Genomic DNA, 14,716 nt, shown 5'->3' on the forward strand with positions numbered 1-14,716 from the left:
GTAACGCCCCCTATACCCACGTGATGCTATTGCTGTACGTCCAGGTCGGCCAAGCGCCGATCGCCCGTTCCCCCATCGCAACAGGAGTGATTCGATGAGCCCCACCAATACCGAGAACCTGAAGGACCACCTGGGTGAAGCCGGTTCCCACCTGAAGCAGGCCGCCAGCGCTGCCGGCGGTGCGATCAAGGGCGCTACCGGCGCCGCGACCGATGAACTGCGCATCGGCAAGGCCAACGTCAAGGCTGAACTTTCCGACAGCGCGCTGTCGGGCCTGGCTGCTGCCGAGTTCGGTGGTGCCGCCGCCAAGGAACAGGTCGACGCGCTGATGGACAAGGGCAAGGACCTGATCGACAGCGCTGCTGAGCTGATCCGCGAACGTCCGCTGGCCTCGTTCGGCGTGGCCTTCGCTACCGGCTGGATCATCGCCAAGCTGGCCCGCGGCAGCGACAAGTAAGCTGCGGCGTGAGCGAAGACACCACGCAACGTCCTGATCCGGCGGCCACCCCGCCGTTGGACGAAAGCATCCGCCAGGTCGGCGCAGCCGGCCGGGCGACTGCCGATTCGGCCAAGCACTCACTGCGTTCGCTGCGCCGGTTGGCGTCGGCGGACTTCGCGCTGGCGCGCAGCGCGTTCGGCCGCGCATTGGCCTGGGCCGGCGTCGCCATCGTGTTCGGTGCGTCGGCCTGGCTGTTGCTGGCCGCCACCCTCATCGCCCTCCTGCAGAGCTTCGGCCTGAGCTGGCTGCAGGCCCTGCTGATCACCTCGCTGCTGAGCCTGGCCGTCACCGGCTATGCGATCTGGCGCGTTTCCTACTTCTTCCACCACACCGGCATGCACGCCACCCGGCGTCAGTTGTCCCGGTTGGGCCTGTTCGATGAGCCCACCGATGATGATCCCGATGCAGGCGTGCAGATCCCGGAGGGCAAGCCATGAAGTTCGGTGCACTGCAGCGGCGTGTGAAACGTTGCGAACAGGTGATGGCCGTGCGCCTCGGCGAGACCCAGGACCACTGGAACGTGCTCAGCCAGGTCTGGCGACAGGGCTGGTCGCCACTGCGCATCGTGGTGGTGGGTCTGGCCGGCGGGTTCATCGCCGGCAAGCTGGAGGTTCCGGGCAAGGTCAACGGAGCGCGTTGGCTGCAGATGGTCGGTTCGGTGTCCAGCCTGTTCGCCAGTGCCCAGGCCGCGTTTGCTTCGGTGGTGGCGGCGCAGGCGGCGGAAACCGCAGACGATGCCGCCGACCAGGTGGATGAAGCGGCCGGGCCGCCCCCCGCCGCCGCAGCACGACCGGCAGCACGCCCGGTGGCCGAGCCCGAGCTGCGTGAGCCCCGTCCGGCCGAAGCGGCGACCGAGATGTCCGAACGTTGACGAACCTTACCCGCCGCGTTGATCGCGGCGGGCCGATAATGGGCTTCTCTTTCTGGTCGGTGCGTCGATGAGCGAGTCCCTGTTGTCCCCGTCGTCGCCTGCGCCGGACGAGTCCGCACCCCTGCCGCCGCCCTCGCGCCCACGTGGCCCGATGTCGCTGGTGATCCTGGCGACCCTGGCCGTGGCGTTCACCCTGTGGGCGGCGCAGGACATCATCCTGCCGGTCCTGCTGGCGATGTTCTTCGCCCTGGTCGGCAACCCCATCCTGCGCCTGCTGCAGAAGCTGTGGATTCCGCGCGCGCTCGGCGCCCTGCTGGTGCTGGGCGCCGGCTTGGGCGTGACGGGTGCGTTGGCTGTGCAGCTGATCGGCCCGGCGATGGACTGGGCACAGGAAGCACCGCAGCAGCTGCGCAAGGTTGCGCGCCAGGTGCAGGACCTGACCAAGCCGGTGCAGCAGGCCAACCAGGCCGCAGAGAATTTCGCGCGCGTGGCCGGCGGCGACGGCAACCGCAAGGTGCAGGTGATCCGCACCCAGCTGGACGACCCCTACCGGATGCTCACCCGTGCGCCGCGGCTGGCCGCCTCGGTGCTGGCCGTCGTGCTGCTGACGCTGTTCTTCATGATCTACGGCCAGAGCCTGCAGCGTGCAGCGATCGCCCTGTTCCCGAACCGGCAGCAGCAGCGTTTCACCAGTGACATCCTGCGCTCGATCGAGCATGAGGTGTCGCGCTACGTATTGACCATCAGCGTGATCAACACGGTGGTCGGCCTGCTGTTGGCCGGGGTGCTGATGCTGCTGGGCATCGGGCTGCAGGAGGCGCTGCTGTGGGGAACCGTGGCGGCGCTGCTGAATTTCGCGCCCTATGTCGGCCCGCTGCTCGGCGTCGCATTGATGCTGCTGATGGGCTTTGTCGAGTTCCGCGACCCGCTGCAGGCACTGCTGCCTGCGGCCGCCTACCTGGCACTGCATACCCTGGAAGGGCAGCTGGTGACGCCGATCGTGCTTGGCCGGCAGATGAAACTGTCACCGCTGGTGCTGATCCTGGCGCTGATGGTGTTCGGCTGGGCCTGGGGCATGATCGGCCTGCTGCTGGCGGTGCCGCTGCTGGTCTGCATCAAGCTGGTGCTGGCACGGCTGGACGGCATGCACGGCTGGGCGCGGCTGCTGGAGTGAGGCGCGCTCCATCGACGGGCGTGCGGGGAGAGGAACGGTGGGACGGCGAAGGCTGGCAGAATATGCGCCCGCTTTTTCCCAGGATGGAACCCTCCCCATGTTCTCTTTCGCGCGTCGATGCCTCGCCCTGACCTGCCTGGCCGCCCCCGCCTTCGCCGCGGCCCCGCCCAGTGCGGAAGTGGCCCGCACCCAGCTGGTGGAGGCCATCACCTGCCAGCGCCATCTCACGCCCGAACAGTTCGATGCCATGGCCAAGGTGCTGATGCCCGCCGGGGCCAAGACCAGGGACGAGTACGACGACGGCTACACACTGGCCTCGCCGCTGATGGTGCTTGGCCTGCCGGTGACCCATGTGACCTCCTACGACGGCTCCAGCGGCGAGGATGGCGTGGACAGTTACACGGCGTACTTCGGCAGCGCGGAAATCAGCAAGGTCGCCGCCTTGGCGAAGATGCCGCCGCCGGTGGCCGGTGGCTACCGGCGCGAAGTGGGCAGGCATGACCTGAGCGTGGATCGCGTCGATGGCCAGACCGTCCTGTACTGCTCCTACGACCTGCGCAGCCACTGACGGCGGCAGCGCCTGCCCGCCGCGCGCATGAAAGCCCGCGCGGGCAGGCGTAGAATGGCGGGGTGAAATTCCCTGTCCTTGCCATCACCCTCGACCTCGACGATACGCTGTGGCCGTTCGCTCCGATCGGCGCCCGCATCGACCAGGTCCTGTTCGACTGGATGCGCGAACACAGCCCCGCCACCGCCGCGATGTATCCGGTGGCGGCCATGCGCGAACTGCGCGAGCGCTCGTTCCGCGACAACCCACACCTGCATTTCGACCTGAGCGCGCTGCGCCGGCTGACGATCCAGGAGGCGCTGGAAAACAGTGGCGCCAGCCTGGATCTTCTGGAGCCGGCGTATGAAGTGTTCTACGCCGCGCGCAACCAGGTGGAGTGCTACCCCGATGCGCTGGACGCACTGGCGCGTATCGCCGCGCGGGTGCCGGTGGCCGCGTTGAGCAACGGCAATGCCGATCTGGAACGGATCGGCCTGGCCCATCACTTCAGCTTCCAGCTGGGCGCGCGCGAGCATGGCGCAGCCAAGCCGGAAGCGAGCATTTTCCACGCTGCCTGCGACCGCCTGGGCGTCGCCCCGGCGCAGGTGCTGCACGTGGGCGACCACGTCGAGATGGACGTGGCCGGCGCGATGGCTGCCGGCCTGCGCGGCTGCTGGATCAACCGCGAAGCGGCCACCTGGAACCATCCGCAGCTGCAGCCTGACCTGCAGTTCGACACCCTCACCGGCCTGGCCGATTGGCTCGATGCCAACCTCGACGCCGCCGACGCTGACGCATCCCGGAGTACCTGACGCATGAGCGAGATCACTGGTTTCACCGCCGACACCACCGCCGCACTGCCGCTGCACGTGCTGGACCGCAGCCAGTTCGAGGCGTGGAAGAACAGCCAATCCGCTGCCACCCAGGCGTGGTTGAAGTCGCAGGGCTTCACTGCGGGCGCGCATTCGGTTGCGCTGCTGCCCGGCGCCGATGGCCTGGCTGGCGCGGTGATCGGCGTCGGCGATCGTGCCGATGCCTACAGCTACGCCCATGCACCGCATGCCCTGCCGGAAGGCAGCGTGTGGCAGCTGGCCAGCGAACTGCCGGCCGCCGAGCAGGCGCTGCTGCAGCTGGGCTGGGGCCTGGGCAGCTACCGCTTCGACCGCTACCGCAAGCGCAACCGCGCGCCGGCCCAGCTGGTGGCTGCACCGACCGGCGAAGTGGCCGACCTGATCGCCGCCAGCCTGCGCGTGCGTGACTGGGTCAACACGCCGACCGAAGACATGGGCCCGCAGCAGCTGGAAGACGCCGCGCGTGCCCTGGCTGAAGCGCATGGCGCGCAGGTGGAAGCCATCACCGGCGACGAACTGCTGGCGCAGAACTTCCCGGCCATCCATGCGGTGGGCCGTGCCTCGCACCGTGCGCCGCGGCTGATCGTGCTGCGCTGGGGCAAGGAGACCGACCCGGCGCTGGCACTGGTCGGCAAGGGCGTGTGCTTCGATACCGGCGGCCTGGACATCAAGCCGGCCGATGGCATGCGCAACATGAAGAAGGACATGGGCGGCGCCGCACACGCGCTGGCGCTGGCCGGGCTGGTGATGGCCCAGCAGCTGCCGGTGCGCCTGACCCTGCTGGTACCGGCGGTGGAAAATGCGATCGGCCCGGATGCCTTCCGCCCGGGCGAAGTGATCGCCACCCGCAAGGGCCTGAGCGTGGAGATCGACAACACCGATGCCGAAGGCCGGGTGATCCTGTGCGACGCGCTGACGTTCGCCGGTGAGCAGAAGCCGGACCTGGTGCTGGACTTCGCCACGCTGACCGGCGCGGCACGCATCGCGCTGGGCCCGGACCTGCCGGCGCTGTTCAGCAACGATGACACGGTTGCCCAGCAGTGGCTGCAGGCGGGCGACGCCACCCGTGACCCGGTGTGGCGCATGCCGTTGTGGCGCCCGTACCTGCGTTACCTGAGCAGCGGCATCGCCGACCTGGCCAACGCCGGTTCGCGCATGGCCGGCTCGGTCACCGCCGCGCTGTACCTGGAACGCTTCCTGGAAGACGGACAGCGCTGGGCACATCTGGACGTGTATGCCTGGAACGATGGCGAGCGCCCGGGCCGCCCGGCCGGTGGCGAAGCCCTGGCCCTGCGTTCGGCGTGGACGATGCTGAAGGCACGTTACGGCTGATGGAGCCGCCGGGCATGGCCCGGCGCTACCCATGCCGGTGGGTGCCGACCTTGGTCGGCACTGCATCACCCTGCAAATCTGACGAAAAATTGAATTTCGGCCCCGGCCGGGTTCTGCGAGGATGGTGTGGTCGCCCACCCACACATCCGTGAAGGCAGGACTCCGACCATGTCGCTCTTCCGCTACACCCGCGCCGGCCAGGAGCCGGGCGCGCCGCGCCGGCATTCGCCCTTGCCCTGGATCGCGCTGATCGCACTGATCCTGGGCATCGTTGCCCTCGCCTTCGCCTGGCTGGCCGGTTGGATCGGCCGCGACCGGCTGACCGCACAGCGCTTCACCGACACCATCGAGGCCACCGGCCCTGCGCATCCCGGCTTCCGCCGCGCGCACAGCAAAGGCGTGTGCGTGAGCGGCTGGTTCGAACCCAGCGCACAGGCGCCCACGCTGTCCAGCGCACGGGTGTTCTCGCAGGCGAAGGTTCCGGTGCTGGGCCGGCTGTCGATCGGCGGCGGCGATCCGCACGGCGCCGATGGCAGCGCGCGCGTGCGCAGCATCGCCGTACAGCTGGTGGGCGATGACGGGCAGGAATGGCGGATGGCGATGAACAGCTTCCCGTTCTTCGCCGTGCCCACCGCCGAGGCGTTCTACGAGCAGACCCGCGCGCAGGTTCCGGATCCGGCCACCGGCAAGCCCGACCCGCAGAAGATGGCGGCCGTGCTGGCCAGGTACCCCAGCGCACAGGCCTTCCAGCAGTGGGCCAAGAGCGCACCGTGGACCAGCAGCTGGGCCAACACCACCTTCAACAGCGTCAACAGTTTCTGGTTCACCAACGCGCAGGGGCAGAAACGCGCGGTGCGCTGGCGCTGGCAGCCGCAGGCGCCGCTGGTGGAGATGGATGCGGAGGCGCGCAAGCAGGCCAATGTCGATTTCCTCAGCCAGGAACTGCAGCAGCGCCTGGCCACCGGCCCGGTGCGCTGGAACCTGGTGGTCAGCCTGGCCGCGCCGGGCGATGCCATTGATGATCCCTCGGTGCCGTGGCCGGAATCACGCGAACAGGTGGTGGCGGGCGTGCTCAGCCTCGACCGCATGCAGTCGCAGGAAGAAGGCGCCTGCGGCCAGCTCAACTTCGATCCGCTGATCGTGCCCAGCGGCGTGCGCGGCAGCGACGATCCGATCCTGGCTGCGCGCTCGGCGGTGTATTCGCAGTCGTTCAACCGCCGCGAACGCGAGCGCGCCAGCGGTGCGGCGGCACAGACGAAGGGGGAAGCACGATGAGTACCGGCAACGGCTACTTCAACCTGCTCGCCCGGGTGCTGCACTGGTCCATGGCGCTGATGATCATCGCCATGCTGTTCATCGGCGTGACCATGGTCGCCTCGCTGCACCTGCGCCCCATGCTGATCGACCTGCACCGGCCGCTGGGTATCGCCATCCTGCTGCTGGCGGTGCTGCGCCTGTACAACCGCCTGCGCCACCGCCCACCGCCGCTGCCAGCGGATCTTCCCGCCTGGCAGGTGCTGGCGGCGAAGGCTTCGCACTGGATGCTGTACGCGTTGATGCTGGCGATGCCGCTGATCGGCTGGGCGATGCTGTCGGCCGGCGGCTACCCGATCGTGCTGGGCGGTGGCCTGCACCTGCCGCCGATCGTGCCGCACACGCCAGCGCTGTACGCCGCGCTGCGCAATGCGCACAGCCTGCTGGCATACGTGTTGTTCGCCACGGTGCTGATGCACGTGGGTGCGGCGCTGTTCCACCTGTGGGTGCGCCGCGATGGCGTGTTCCAGGCGATGGCACGCGGGAAGGATTGAATGGGTTCGCCGGGGGTTCCCGGCTGGTCATTTCCGCGACTGCGGAGGGGTGTCACTTTTCTTTTCGCGCGAAAAGAAAAGTAACCAAAAGAAACGCGCCGCCAGCCGCGAGCCGGCGTGCTTCGCACGCCGGTGCCCTGTGCTCCTCGGTCCGCCGAGGGACGGCGCGGAACTCGCTGCGCTCAGACACCCGCGCCTCTGCGCCCTCGCCGGACCTGCGGTGCTCGGCTCGCTTGAAGGCGGATTGGAAAAGCAAAGCGAAGAGCATCCACGCATGGCGTGGATCTACTGGGTGCAGGTGTGGCGTTTGACGTTGGGTCCGCCTTATAGCGAGCCGAGCATCGCAGGGGAAGCAGGGGCGTAGAGGCGCCGATGTCTGAGCGCAGCGAGTTCGGCGCCGTCCCCTGATTCACCGAGAAGCGCAGGGTACCGGTGCGCAGCACCGGCTCGCGGCCGGCGGCGTGTTTCTTTGGTTACTTTCTTTGCACGAGCAAAGAAAGTGACACCCCCTACAACCACCCCTTCTGCCGCGCCAGCCGGTACGCCTCGATCCGGTTGGCCACGCCCAGCTTGCCAATGCATTCGGACAGGTAATTGCGCACCGTGCCGTGCGACAGCCCCAGCTGCTCGGCGATCTCGCTGGCGGTGCGGCCCTCGCCCGCCAGGCGCAGCACGCGGCGCTCGCGATCGGTCAGCGGGTCGGCCTGCGACCACGCATCCAGCGCCAGCTGCGGATCGATCGCACGGATGCCCTGCTTCACCTTGCGCAGTGCCTCGGCCAGGTTCTCGGCCGGTGCATCTTTCAGCAGATAGCCCAGTACGCCCGCTTCCAATGCGCGACGCAGGAAACCGGCACGGGCGAAGGTGGTCACGATCACCACCTTGATCGGCAGTTCATGGCGGGCGATGCGCTGGGCCAGTTCCAGCCCGCTCAGCCCCGGCATCTCAATGTCGGTGACCAGGATGTCCGGCTGCAGCTGCTGCAGCATGCGCCAGGCGGCTTCGCCGTCGGCAGCACTGCCAAGCACTTCGATATCGGGTTCCAGACCCAGCAGCGCCGAGAGCGCGCCGCGCACCATCGCCTGATCTTCGGCCAGCAGTATGCGGATCATGCCGCACCTCCCTGTGCCAGCGATGCCGGCGACAGCGGCGTAGTCGCGGCCACCAGGGGCACGCGCACGGTCAGCAGCGTGCCTTCCCCGCGCGGCGACTGCAGCGTCAACTGGCCACCCAGCGCCGCTGCGCGCTCACGCATGCCACACAGTCCGTTGCCCTCGGCCTGCACGCCACCACGGCCGTCATCGCGTATCTGCATCACCAACTGTCGGTCCTCAAGCATGAAATCCGCCTGCACCCGGGTCGCCTGCGCGTGGCGCACGATGTTGGTCGCCGCCTCGCGCAGCACCAGTGCCAGCCCACGCTCTACCTCCACTGGCATCGGTGGCGGCGGCATGTACTGCAGGTGTACCTGTTGGCATTCCAGCAGCAGGCGTGCCGAGGCCAGCTCGCCGGCCAGGTCGCTGGCGCGGATGCCGGTGACCGCACTGCGTACCTGTGCCAGCGCCTCGCGGGCAATGTCCTCGGCCTCGCCGATTTCCTGCCGGGCACGCGCGTCATCGCGGTCGTACAGCTTGCGCGCCAGTTCCAGCTTCAGCGTGATCAATGACAGCGTATGCCCCAGCAGGTCATGCAGATCACGGCCGATGCGCTCGCGCTCGGCGGTGGTCGCCAGGCGCCGCACCTCGTCCTGGGACAGCTGCAGGGCAACGTCGCGCTGATGGCTCAAGGCCTCCACGTTGACCACCAGCCCGACAATGAACGACACCGCCGGCATCCACACCATGGCCTGCCACGGATAACCGAAGTAGAGCGCGGTGCTGCAGAACAGGAGATTCAGGCCAGTGAGCTGCAACAGGTACACCCACCAGCCGCCGCGGCTGCTCATGCGGATCATCACGCAGCCGAACACGAAGTAGCTCAGTCCCGACGGATACCACGGCAGCAGCACCAGGGCCATCGCAATCATGCCCAGGGCGTAGCGCCAGGCGTGGTGCCGTGGCGCCAGCATCACCCTGGCATAGAACAGCAGGAACAACGGATAGCTGGCCAGCGTCAGCAACAGCCAGCGCAGCGTGAAGCCATTCCCGAGCACCGGGGTGAGGAAGATCCAGACCGACCACAGCAGGTGGATCGCACCACTCCAGGGCGACTTGCCACGCCGCAGCAGTTCGGCCACCGCCGAATCCGGGGCAGGGCGCAGCAGGGACGCAAGCCAGCTCGGTGGCACGGAAGATTCCAGGCGGGGACGATCGCTGCCGATCATGCCAGTTCAGCCGACCCGGCGCAGGCGCCGACACGCCTGCGCCACCAGTTCATCCACCTGCAGCATCGGCGGCAGGCTGGTGCTCTGCAGCATCACGCCGAGGCCGAGCCGCTGATCGCGCTGCTGCGGATCACCGCCCAGCAGCTCGACCTGGCCGGCGTCGGCACGGCGCAGGCCCAACAGCACGCTGATCGCGGTACTCTTGCCGGCACCGTTGCGGCCCAGCAGGGCCAGTACCTGGCCAGCGCGCACCTGCAGGTCGATGCCGTGCAGGGCGGTATGGTCGCGGTAACGCACCTGCACCTGCTGCAGGCGGGCCAGCGACGGAGCGATCGTATCCATGGGCGGTACCGGTAGCGGGGACGTTGCCATCCTGTGCCGCCGTGGTCACATTTCGCAGTTGCCGCCGTCAATGACATCGGATGACAGCTGTCACTGCCATCGCCGATGCACCTGCCTTCATGCTGTGCCGCACGCTCCACCGCCGGAACCGCCGCTGCCTGCCCTTCCGGTCACACCCGCCCGAACGCCTGTGATGGAACGAATGAACGCTTCTGCCGAGCTGTTGAAGGAACTCCGTATCGACCGCAAGTCGCCGCCGCCCGCCTCCAGTGGCGGCAGTGGTGGCCGCCGCTGGCTGTGGATCGCCGTGGCCGTGATCATCGTGCTGCTGGCCGGTGGTGCATTCGCACTGTTCGGCCGCGCGCCCACCGTGGAAGTGGACACCGCGCCGGCGGTGGCCATCCAGCAGGGCAGCGCCAGCAGCTCGGTGCTCGACGCCAGCGGCTACGTGGTCGCCCGGCGCATGGCCACGGTGTCGGCCAAGATCACCGGCAAGGTGCGCGAGGTGATGATCGAAGAAGGCATGCGGGTGGAACAGGGGCAGATCATGGCCACCCTGGACCCGATCGATGCCGACGCGCAGCGCAACCTGTACGCCTCGCAGCTGCAGGCCGCACGCAGCCAGGTGGTCGGCCTGGAAGCCCAGCAGAAGCAGGCCGCCGCTGAAGCCAGCCGCCTGCAGGCGCTGGTCGGCCAGCAGCTGGTCTCGCGTTCGCAGTACGACCAGGCCGTGGCCCAGCGTGACAGCCTGCGTGCGCAGCTGGAAACCGCACGACGCAACGTCAAGGTTGCCAACGACCAGCTGTCCATCGCCGACCTTGGCGTGGACAACAACATCGTGCGCGCGCCGTTCTCCGGCGTGGTCACCGCCAAGGCCGCGCAGCCCGGCGAAATCGTCTCGCCGCTGTCGGCCGGTGGTGGCTTCACCCGTACCGGCATCGGCACCATCGTCGACATGGAATCGCTGGAGATCGAAGTCGAGGTCGGCGAAGCCTTCATCGGCCGCGTGCAGCCGAAGATGCCGGTGGAAGCCACGCTCAACGCTTACCCGGACTGGAAGATCCCGGCCGAGGTGATCGCCATCGTCCCCACCGCTGACCGCGGCAAGGCCACGGTGAAGGTACGGGTCGCACTGAAGGTGAAAGATCCGCGCATCGTGCCGGAGATGGGCGTGCGGGTCAGCTTCCTGGAACAGGCCAAGCCGCAGACCGAAGCCAAGCCACAGGGCGTGCGCGTTCCGGCCACTGCGGTGGTCGAGCGTGAGGGCGCGTCGGTGGCCTTCGCACTGGGCGATGACAACCGTGTGCAGCAGCGCACGGTCGAGGCGGGCCAGGCGATGGGCAAGGACCGCCAGATCCTCAAGGGCGTGAGCGCGGGGGAGTCGGTGGTGGTCAACCCGCCGGACACCCTGCGCGACGGCACCAGGGTCAAGCAGAAGCAAGCGCAGTAACGGCCCGGCGCCCGCATGGCGCCACCGGCAGTACCGCTGGAAAGCACCACTGTTCGACGCGTGCCGGCCGTTGGCCGGGACGCATCCCCGTTTCCCGCCTTTCGTGGAGAACCACCCATGTCGACCCTGGTTTCACTGCGCAACATCACCAAGACCTACCAGCGTGGCCCCGAAAAGGTGCAGGTGCTGCACGGCATCGATCTGGATATCGCCAGCGGCGATTTCGTCGCGCTGATGGGCCCGTCCGGTTCCGGCAAGACCACCCTGCTCAACCTGATCGGCGGCCTGGACAACCCCACCGGCGGCGAGATCAGCATCGAAGGCGAGCGCATCGACCAGATGAGCGGCGGCCAGCTGTCGACGTGGCGCAGCCACCATGTCGGCTTCGTGTTCCAGTTCTACAACCTGATGCCGATGCTGACCGCGCAGAAGAACGTGGAACTGCCGTTGCTGCTGACCCACCTCAGCGCGGCGCAGCGCAAGCGCAATGCCGAGATCGCGCTGACCCTGGTCGGCCTGGCCGACCGCCGCAGCCATCGCCCCAACGAACTGTCCGGCGGCCAGCAGCAGCGCGTGGCGATCGCCCGCGCGATCGTCTCCGACCCGACCTTCCTGATCTGCGACGAACCTACCGGCGATCTTGACCGCCAGTCCGCCGAAGAGATCCTGGGCCTGCTGCAGCAGCTCAACCGCGAACACGGCAAGACCATCATCATGGTCACCCATGACCCGAAGGCAGCCGAGTACGCCACCCACACGGTGCACCTGGACAAGGGCGAGCTGGCCGACGCGCCGCTGGCCCACTGACGGAGGCCACAGCGATGAAATACTTCTCGTTGGTCTGGGCGCAGCTGTTCCGCAGCCGCACCCGCACCCTGTTGACCCTGCTGTCGGTGGTGGCCGCGTTCCTGCTGTTCGGCATGCTCGACTCGGTGCGCGTGGCGTTCTCGTCCGGTGGCAGCGTGGAAGGTGCCAACCGGTTGGTGGTGGCTTCGCGCCTGTCGATCACCCAGTCGCTGCCGATCCGCCTGGAAACGCAGATCCGCCAGGTCAGCGGCGTGCGCGATGTCACCTACGGCATGTGGTTCGGCGGCATCTACCAGGACCCGAAGAACTTCTTCCCCAACTTCTCGGTGGCGCCCAACTACTTCGATGTCTACCGCGAGCTGCAGATCGACCCGGCGCAGCTGCAGGACTGGCAGCAGACCCGTACCGGCGCGATCGTCGGCGAGACGCTGGCCAAGCAGTTCGGCTGGAAGATCGGCGACACCATCCCGCTGCAGGCCACCATCTTCCCGCGTGGCGGCAGCAACGACTGGCCGCTGGAGCTGAAGGGCATCTACCGCTCGAAGGATCGCGCACTGGCGGCCAATGAAGAACGCCAGTTGATGATGAACTGGAAGTACTTCGATGAGTCCAACGACTACATCAAGAACCAGGTGAGCTGGTACACGGTGACGCTGGACAACCCGGAGCAGTCGTCGAGGGTGGCGCAGGCCATCGATGCGATCTCGGCCAATTCCGACCACGAAACCAAGACCCAGACCGAATCGGCGTTCCAGCAGGCGTTCGTGAAACAGTTCGCCGACATCGGCATGATCGTCACCTCGATCATGGGCGCGGTGTTCTTCACCCTGCTGCTGTTGACCGGCAACACCATGGCCCAGGCGGTGCGCGAGCGCGTTCCGGAACTGGCCACGCTGAAGACGCTGGGCTTCAAGGACAGCACGGTGCTGACCCTGGTGATGGTCGAATCGGTGCTGCTGATCGGCCTCGGTGGACTGATCGGCATGGGCCTGGCGGCGCTGATCCTGCCGGCCATCAGCCCCAAGAGCATGGGCATGCTGCCGCCGCACGTACCGACGCCGACCTGGCTGGTGGGCATCGTCCTGATCGTGGTGATCGGCATCGTGGTCGGGCTGCTGCCCGCACTGCGCGCCAAGCGCCTGAAGATCGTCGACGCGCTCGCCGGCCGCTGAAGAGGACACCGACATGAACAAGCTCAAGAAGTGGCTGGGGAACGCGGTGACCGTGCTGCTGCTGGTCGTTGGCCTGGTGGTTTGGATCAGCCTGCCGTGGATCGGCGTCGCTGCCATCGCGGTGCTGCTGGGGCTGTGGCTGGCGCTCACCCGCAGTGGCCGGCTGGCCCTGGCCGCCACCCGCATCGGCATCGCCAGCCTGCCGCAACGCTGGGGTGCCTCCTCGGTGATCGTGGTCGGCATCGCCGGCGTGGTCGGCGTACTGGTCGCGATGCTGGCGATGGGCGAAGGCTTCCAGGCCACGCTCAACAACACCGGCGATGACACCACCGCGATCGTGCTGCGCGGCGGTTCGCAGGCCGAGACCAACTCGGTCATCACCCGCGAACAGGTCCCGACGCTGTCCACCCTGCCCGGCATCACTCGCGATGCGCAGGGGCGGCCGCTGCTGTCGCCGGAACTCTCGCAGGTGGTCAACCTGGTGTCCAAGGCCGATGGCACCGACGTCAATGCGCAGTTCCGCGGTGTCGGCCCGCAGGCGTGGGCCGTGCATGACAAGGTCAAGATCGTCGAAGGCCGCCGGTTCGCCGCCGGCCTGCGCGAGATCGTGGTCGGCCAGGGCGCCAGGAGCCAGTTCCGCGACATGGATGTTGGCAAAACGCTCACCCTGGGCAACCAGACCTGGACGGTCGTGGGCGTGTTCGCTACCGGCGATGCGCATGACTCGGAACTGTGGACCGACGCCGACACGCTGGCCACCACCTACCAGCGCAGTGCCTGGCAGTCGATCAGCGTGCGTACCGACGGCAAGGCCGGCTTCGAGCAGTTCAAGGCCGCCGTGGCCGCCGATCCGCGCCTGAAGCTGGACGTGGAAACCACCCGCGTCTACTACAGCAAGCAGGGTGGCGGGTTGACCAAGCTGATCGACATCCTCGGCAAGGTGATCGGCACCATCATGGCCGTAGGCGCTGTGTTTGGTGCGCTCAACACCATGTATGCCGCCGTGGCCACGCGCGCACGCGAGATCGCCACCATGCGTGCGATCGGCTTCCGTGGCCTGCCGGTGGTGACTGCGGTGATGCTGGAAACCATGCTGCTGGCCCTGCTCGGCGGACTGCTTGGCTGCGCGGTGGCATGGCTGCTGTTCAACGGCTACAGCGTGTCCACCATCGGCAGCAACTTCAGCGCGGTAGTGTTCAAGTTCCATGTATCGCCGGAACTGCTGTGGAGCGGGCTGAAGTGGGCGCTGGGCATCGGCCTGGTGGGCGGGTTGTTCCCGGCACTGCGCGCGGCACGCCTGCCGATCACCACGGCGCTGCGCGAGACCTGAGCATCACGCATTGATTGAGTGGACGTTGCGCAGGGGACGGAGCGAAGGCTCCGTCCCTTTTTCTTTGCACGTCATCCACGCATGGCGTGGATCTACTGGTGGCCCATCCACGCATGGCGTGGATCTACTGGCCCATCCACGCATGGCGTGGATCTACCGGCCCATCCGCATGGTGTGGACGCCGACGTTGTTGCAGTAGATCCACGCCAT

The 14,716-nt window shown here is 67.7% G+C and carries 16 protein-coding genes; 13 read left to right on the plus strand and 3 right to left on the minus strand.

Annotated elements, in window-relative coordinates:
- The first annotated feature begins 94 nt into the window (after positions 1-94).
- The 9 genes from ABIA73_RS05070 to ABIA73_RS05110 all read left to right on the plus strand — a co-directional run bounded on the left by ABIA73_RS05070 (position 95) and on the right by ABIA73_RS05110 (position 7,082).
- Positions 95-457, plus strand: a complete 363-nt coding sequence (locus tag ABIA73_RS05070) for a hypothetical protein (protein ID WP_025878359.1) — start codon at positions 95-97, stop codon at positions 455-457.
- 8 nt (positions 458-465) lie between these two features.
- The gene (locus tag ABIA73_RS05075; protein WP_025878358.1) at positions 466-936 is read left to right on the plus strand and encodes a phage holin family protein; all 471 of its coding nucleotides are present in this window, start codon (positions 466-468) and stop codon (positions 934-936) included.
- Positions 933-1,370 (plus strand): hypothetical protein, encoded by a 438-nt coding sequence (locus tag ABIA73_RS05080; RefSeq protein WP_025878357.1) that lies wholly within the window; start codon positions 933-935, stop codon positions 1,368-1,370. The genes ABIA73_RS05075 and ABIA73_RS05080 overlap by 4 nt, the downstream gene beginning before the upstream one ends.
- A gap of 67 nt (positions 1,371-1,437) precedes the next feature.
- Positions 1,438-2,544 (plus strand): AI-2E family transporter, encoded by a 1,107-nt coding sequence (locus ABIA73_RS05085; protein ID WP_025878356.1) that lies wholly within the window; start codon positions 1,438-1,440, stop codon positions 2,542-2,544.
- A 97-nt stretch (positions 2,545-2,641) separates the two neighbouring features.
- Positions 2,642-3,112, plus strand: a complete 471-nt coding sequence (locus ABIA73_RS05090) for a hypothetical protein (protein WP_032978295.1) — start codon at positions 2,642-2,644, stop codon at positions 3,110-3,112.
- Between the two features lie 62 nt (positions 3,113-3,174).
- A complete protein-coding gene (locus ABIA73_RS05095) occupies positions 3,175-3,903 on the plus strand; it encodes an HAD family hydrolase (RefSeq protein WP_025878355.1) in 729 nt (242 codons plus the stop codon).
- 3 nt (positions 3,904-3,906) lie between these two features.
- Positions 3,907-5,274 carry a leucyl aminopeptidase family protein gene (locus tag ABIA73_RS05100; RefSeq protein ID WP_223497514.1) on the plus strand — a complete coding sequence of 456 codons (1,368 nt, stop codon included), beginning with the start codon at positions 3,907-3,909 and terminating at the stop codon, positions 5,272-5,274.
- A gap of 168 nt (positions 5,275-5,442) precedes the next feature.
- Positions 5,443-6,549 (plus strand): catalase family peroxidase, encoded by a 1,107-nt coding sequence (locus ABIA73_RS05105; RefSeq protein WP_336023736.1) that lies wholly within the window; start codon positions 5,443-5,445, stop codon positions 6,547-6,549.
- A complete protein-coding gene (locus ABIA73_RS05110) occupies positions 6,546-7,082 on the plus strand; it encodes a cytochrome b (protein WP_354275508.1) in 537 nt (178 codons plus the stop codon). Before ABIA73_RS05105 ends, ABIA73_RS05110 begins: the two co-directional genes overlap by 4 nt.
- A gap of 509 nt (positions 7,083-7,591) precedes the next feature.
- Here ABIA73_RS05110 and ABIA73_RS05115 read toward each other — a convergent pair.
- The 3 genes from ABIA73_RS05115 to ABIA73_RS05125 are packed head-to-tail and all read right to left on the minus strand — an operon-like array spanning position 7,592 to position 9,747.
- Entirely contained in the window at positions 7,592-8,194 is a 603-nt protein-coding gene (locus tag ABIA73_RS05115) for a response regulator transcription factor (protein WP_025878350.1), read from the minus strand.
- Positions 8,191-9,405 (minus strand): sensor histidine kinase, encoded by a 1,215-nt coding sequence (locus ABIA73_RS05120; RefSeq protein WP_354275509.1) that lies wholly within the window; start codon positions 9,403-9,405, stop codon positions 8,191-8,193. Before ABIA73_RS05120 ends, ABIA73_RS05115 begins: the two co-directional genes overlap by 4 nt.
- Positions 9,406-9,411: 6 nt before the next feature.
- A complete protein-coding gene (locus tag ABIA73_RS05125; RefSeq protein WP_025878348.1) occupies positions 9,412-9,747 on the minus strand; it encodes an ATP-binding cassette domain-containing protein in 336 nt (111 codons plus the stop codon).
- Between the two features lie 202 nt (positions 9,748-9,949).
- Between ABIA73_RS05125 and ABIA73_RS05130 the strand changes: the two genes are divergently transcribed.
- From ABIA73_RS05130 to ABIA73_RS05145, 4 genes are all read left to right on the plus strand, one after another.
- On the plus strand, positions 9,950-11,197 hold the full coding sequence (locus ABIA73_RS05130) for an efflux RND transporter periplasmic adaptor subunit (RefSeq protein WP_032978286.1): 1,248 nt from the start codon (positions 9,950-9,952) through the stop codon (positions 11,195-11,197).
- 117 nt (positions 11,198-11,314) lie between these two features.
- Positions 11,315-12,004 (plus strand): ABC transporter ATP-binding protein, encoded by a 690-nt coding sequence (locus tag ABIA73_RS05135; protein ID WP_025878346.1) that lies wholly within the window; start codon positions 11,315-11,317, stop codon positions 12,002-12,004.
- Positions 12,005-12,018: 14 nt separating this feature from the next.
- Positions 12,019-13,176, plus strand: coding sequence for an ABC transporter permease (locus ABIA73_RS05140; protein ID WP_032978283.1), 1,158 nt, complete (start codon positions 12,019-12,021; stop codon positions 13,174-13,176).
- Positions 13,177-13,189: 13 nt separating this feature from the next.
- On the plus strand, positions 13,190-14,506 hold the full coding sequence (locus tag ABIA73_RS05145) for an ABC transporter permease (RefSeq protein ID WP_025878344.1): 1,317 nt from the start codon (positions 13,190-13,192) through the stop codon (positions 14,504-14,506).
- Positions 14,507-14,716 lie beyond the last annotated feature (210 nt).

Source organism: Stenotrophomonas sp. 2694 (assembly GCF_040548715.1).
Classification (GTDB): Bacteria; Pseudomonadota; Gammaproteobacteria; order Xanthomonadales; family Xanthomonadaceae; genus Stenotrophomonas; species Stenotrophomonas indicatrix.

Coding starts and splice junctions, on each gene's coding strand:
- ABIA73_RS05070 (WP_025878359.1), top strand. CDS start 95: ATGAGCCCCACCAATACCGAGAACCTGAAGGACCACCTGGGTGAAGCC.
- ABIA73_RS05080 (WP_025878357.1), top strand. CDS start 933: ATGAAGTTCGGTGCACTGCAGCGGCGTGTGAAACGTTGCGAACAGGTG.
- ABIA73_RS05085 (WP_025878356.1), top strand. CDS start 1,438: ATGAGCGAGTCCCTGTTGTCCCCGTCGTCGCCTGCGCCGGACGAGTCC.
- ABIA73_RS05090 (WP_032978295.1), top strand. CDS start 2,642: ATGTTCTCTTTCGCGCGTCGATGCCTCGCCCTGACCTGCCTGGCCGCC.
- ABIA73_RS05100 (WP_223497514.1), top strand. CDS start 3,907: ATGAGCGAGATCACTGGTTTCACCGCCGACACCACCGCCGCACTGCCG.
- ABIA73_RS05105 (WP_336023736.1), top strand. CDS start 5,443: ATGTCGCTCTTCCGCTACACCCGCGCCGGCCAGGAGCCGGGCGCGCCG.
- ABIA73_RS05110 (WP_354275508.1), top strand. CDS start 6,546: ATGAGTACCGGCAACGGCTACTTCAACCTGCTCGCCCGGGTGCTGCAC.
- ABIA73_RS05115 (WP_025878350.1), bottom strand. CDS start 8,194: ATGATCCGCATACTGCTGGCCGAAGATCAGGCGATGGTGCGCGGCGCG.
- ABIA73_RS05120 (WP_354275509.1), bottom strand. CDS start 9,405: ATGATCGGCAGCGATCGTCCCCGCCTGGAATCTTCCGTGCCACCGAGC.
- ABIA73_RS05125 (WP_025878348.1), bottom strand. CDS start 9,747: ATGGATACGATCGCTCCGTCGCTGGCCCGCCTGCAGCAGGTGCAGGTG.
- ABIA73_RS05130 (WP_032978286.1), top strand. CDS start 9,950: ATGAACGCTTCTGCCGAGCTGTTGAAGGAACTCCGTATCGACCGCAAG.
- ABIA73_RS05135 (WP_025878346.1), top strand. CDS start 11,315: ATGTCGACCCTGGTTTCACTGCGCAACATCACCAAGACCTACCAGCGT.
- ABIA73_RS05140 (WP_032978283.1), top strand. CDS start 12,019: ATGAAATACTTCTCGTTGGTCTGGGCGCAGCTGTTCCGCAGCCGCACC.
- ABIA73_RS05145 (WP_025878344.1), top strand. CDS start 13,190: ATGAACAAGCTCAAGAAGTGGCTGGGGAACGCGGTGACCGTGCTGCTG.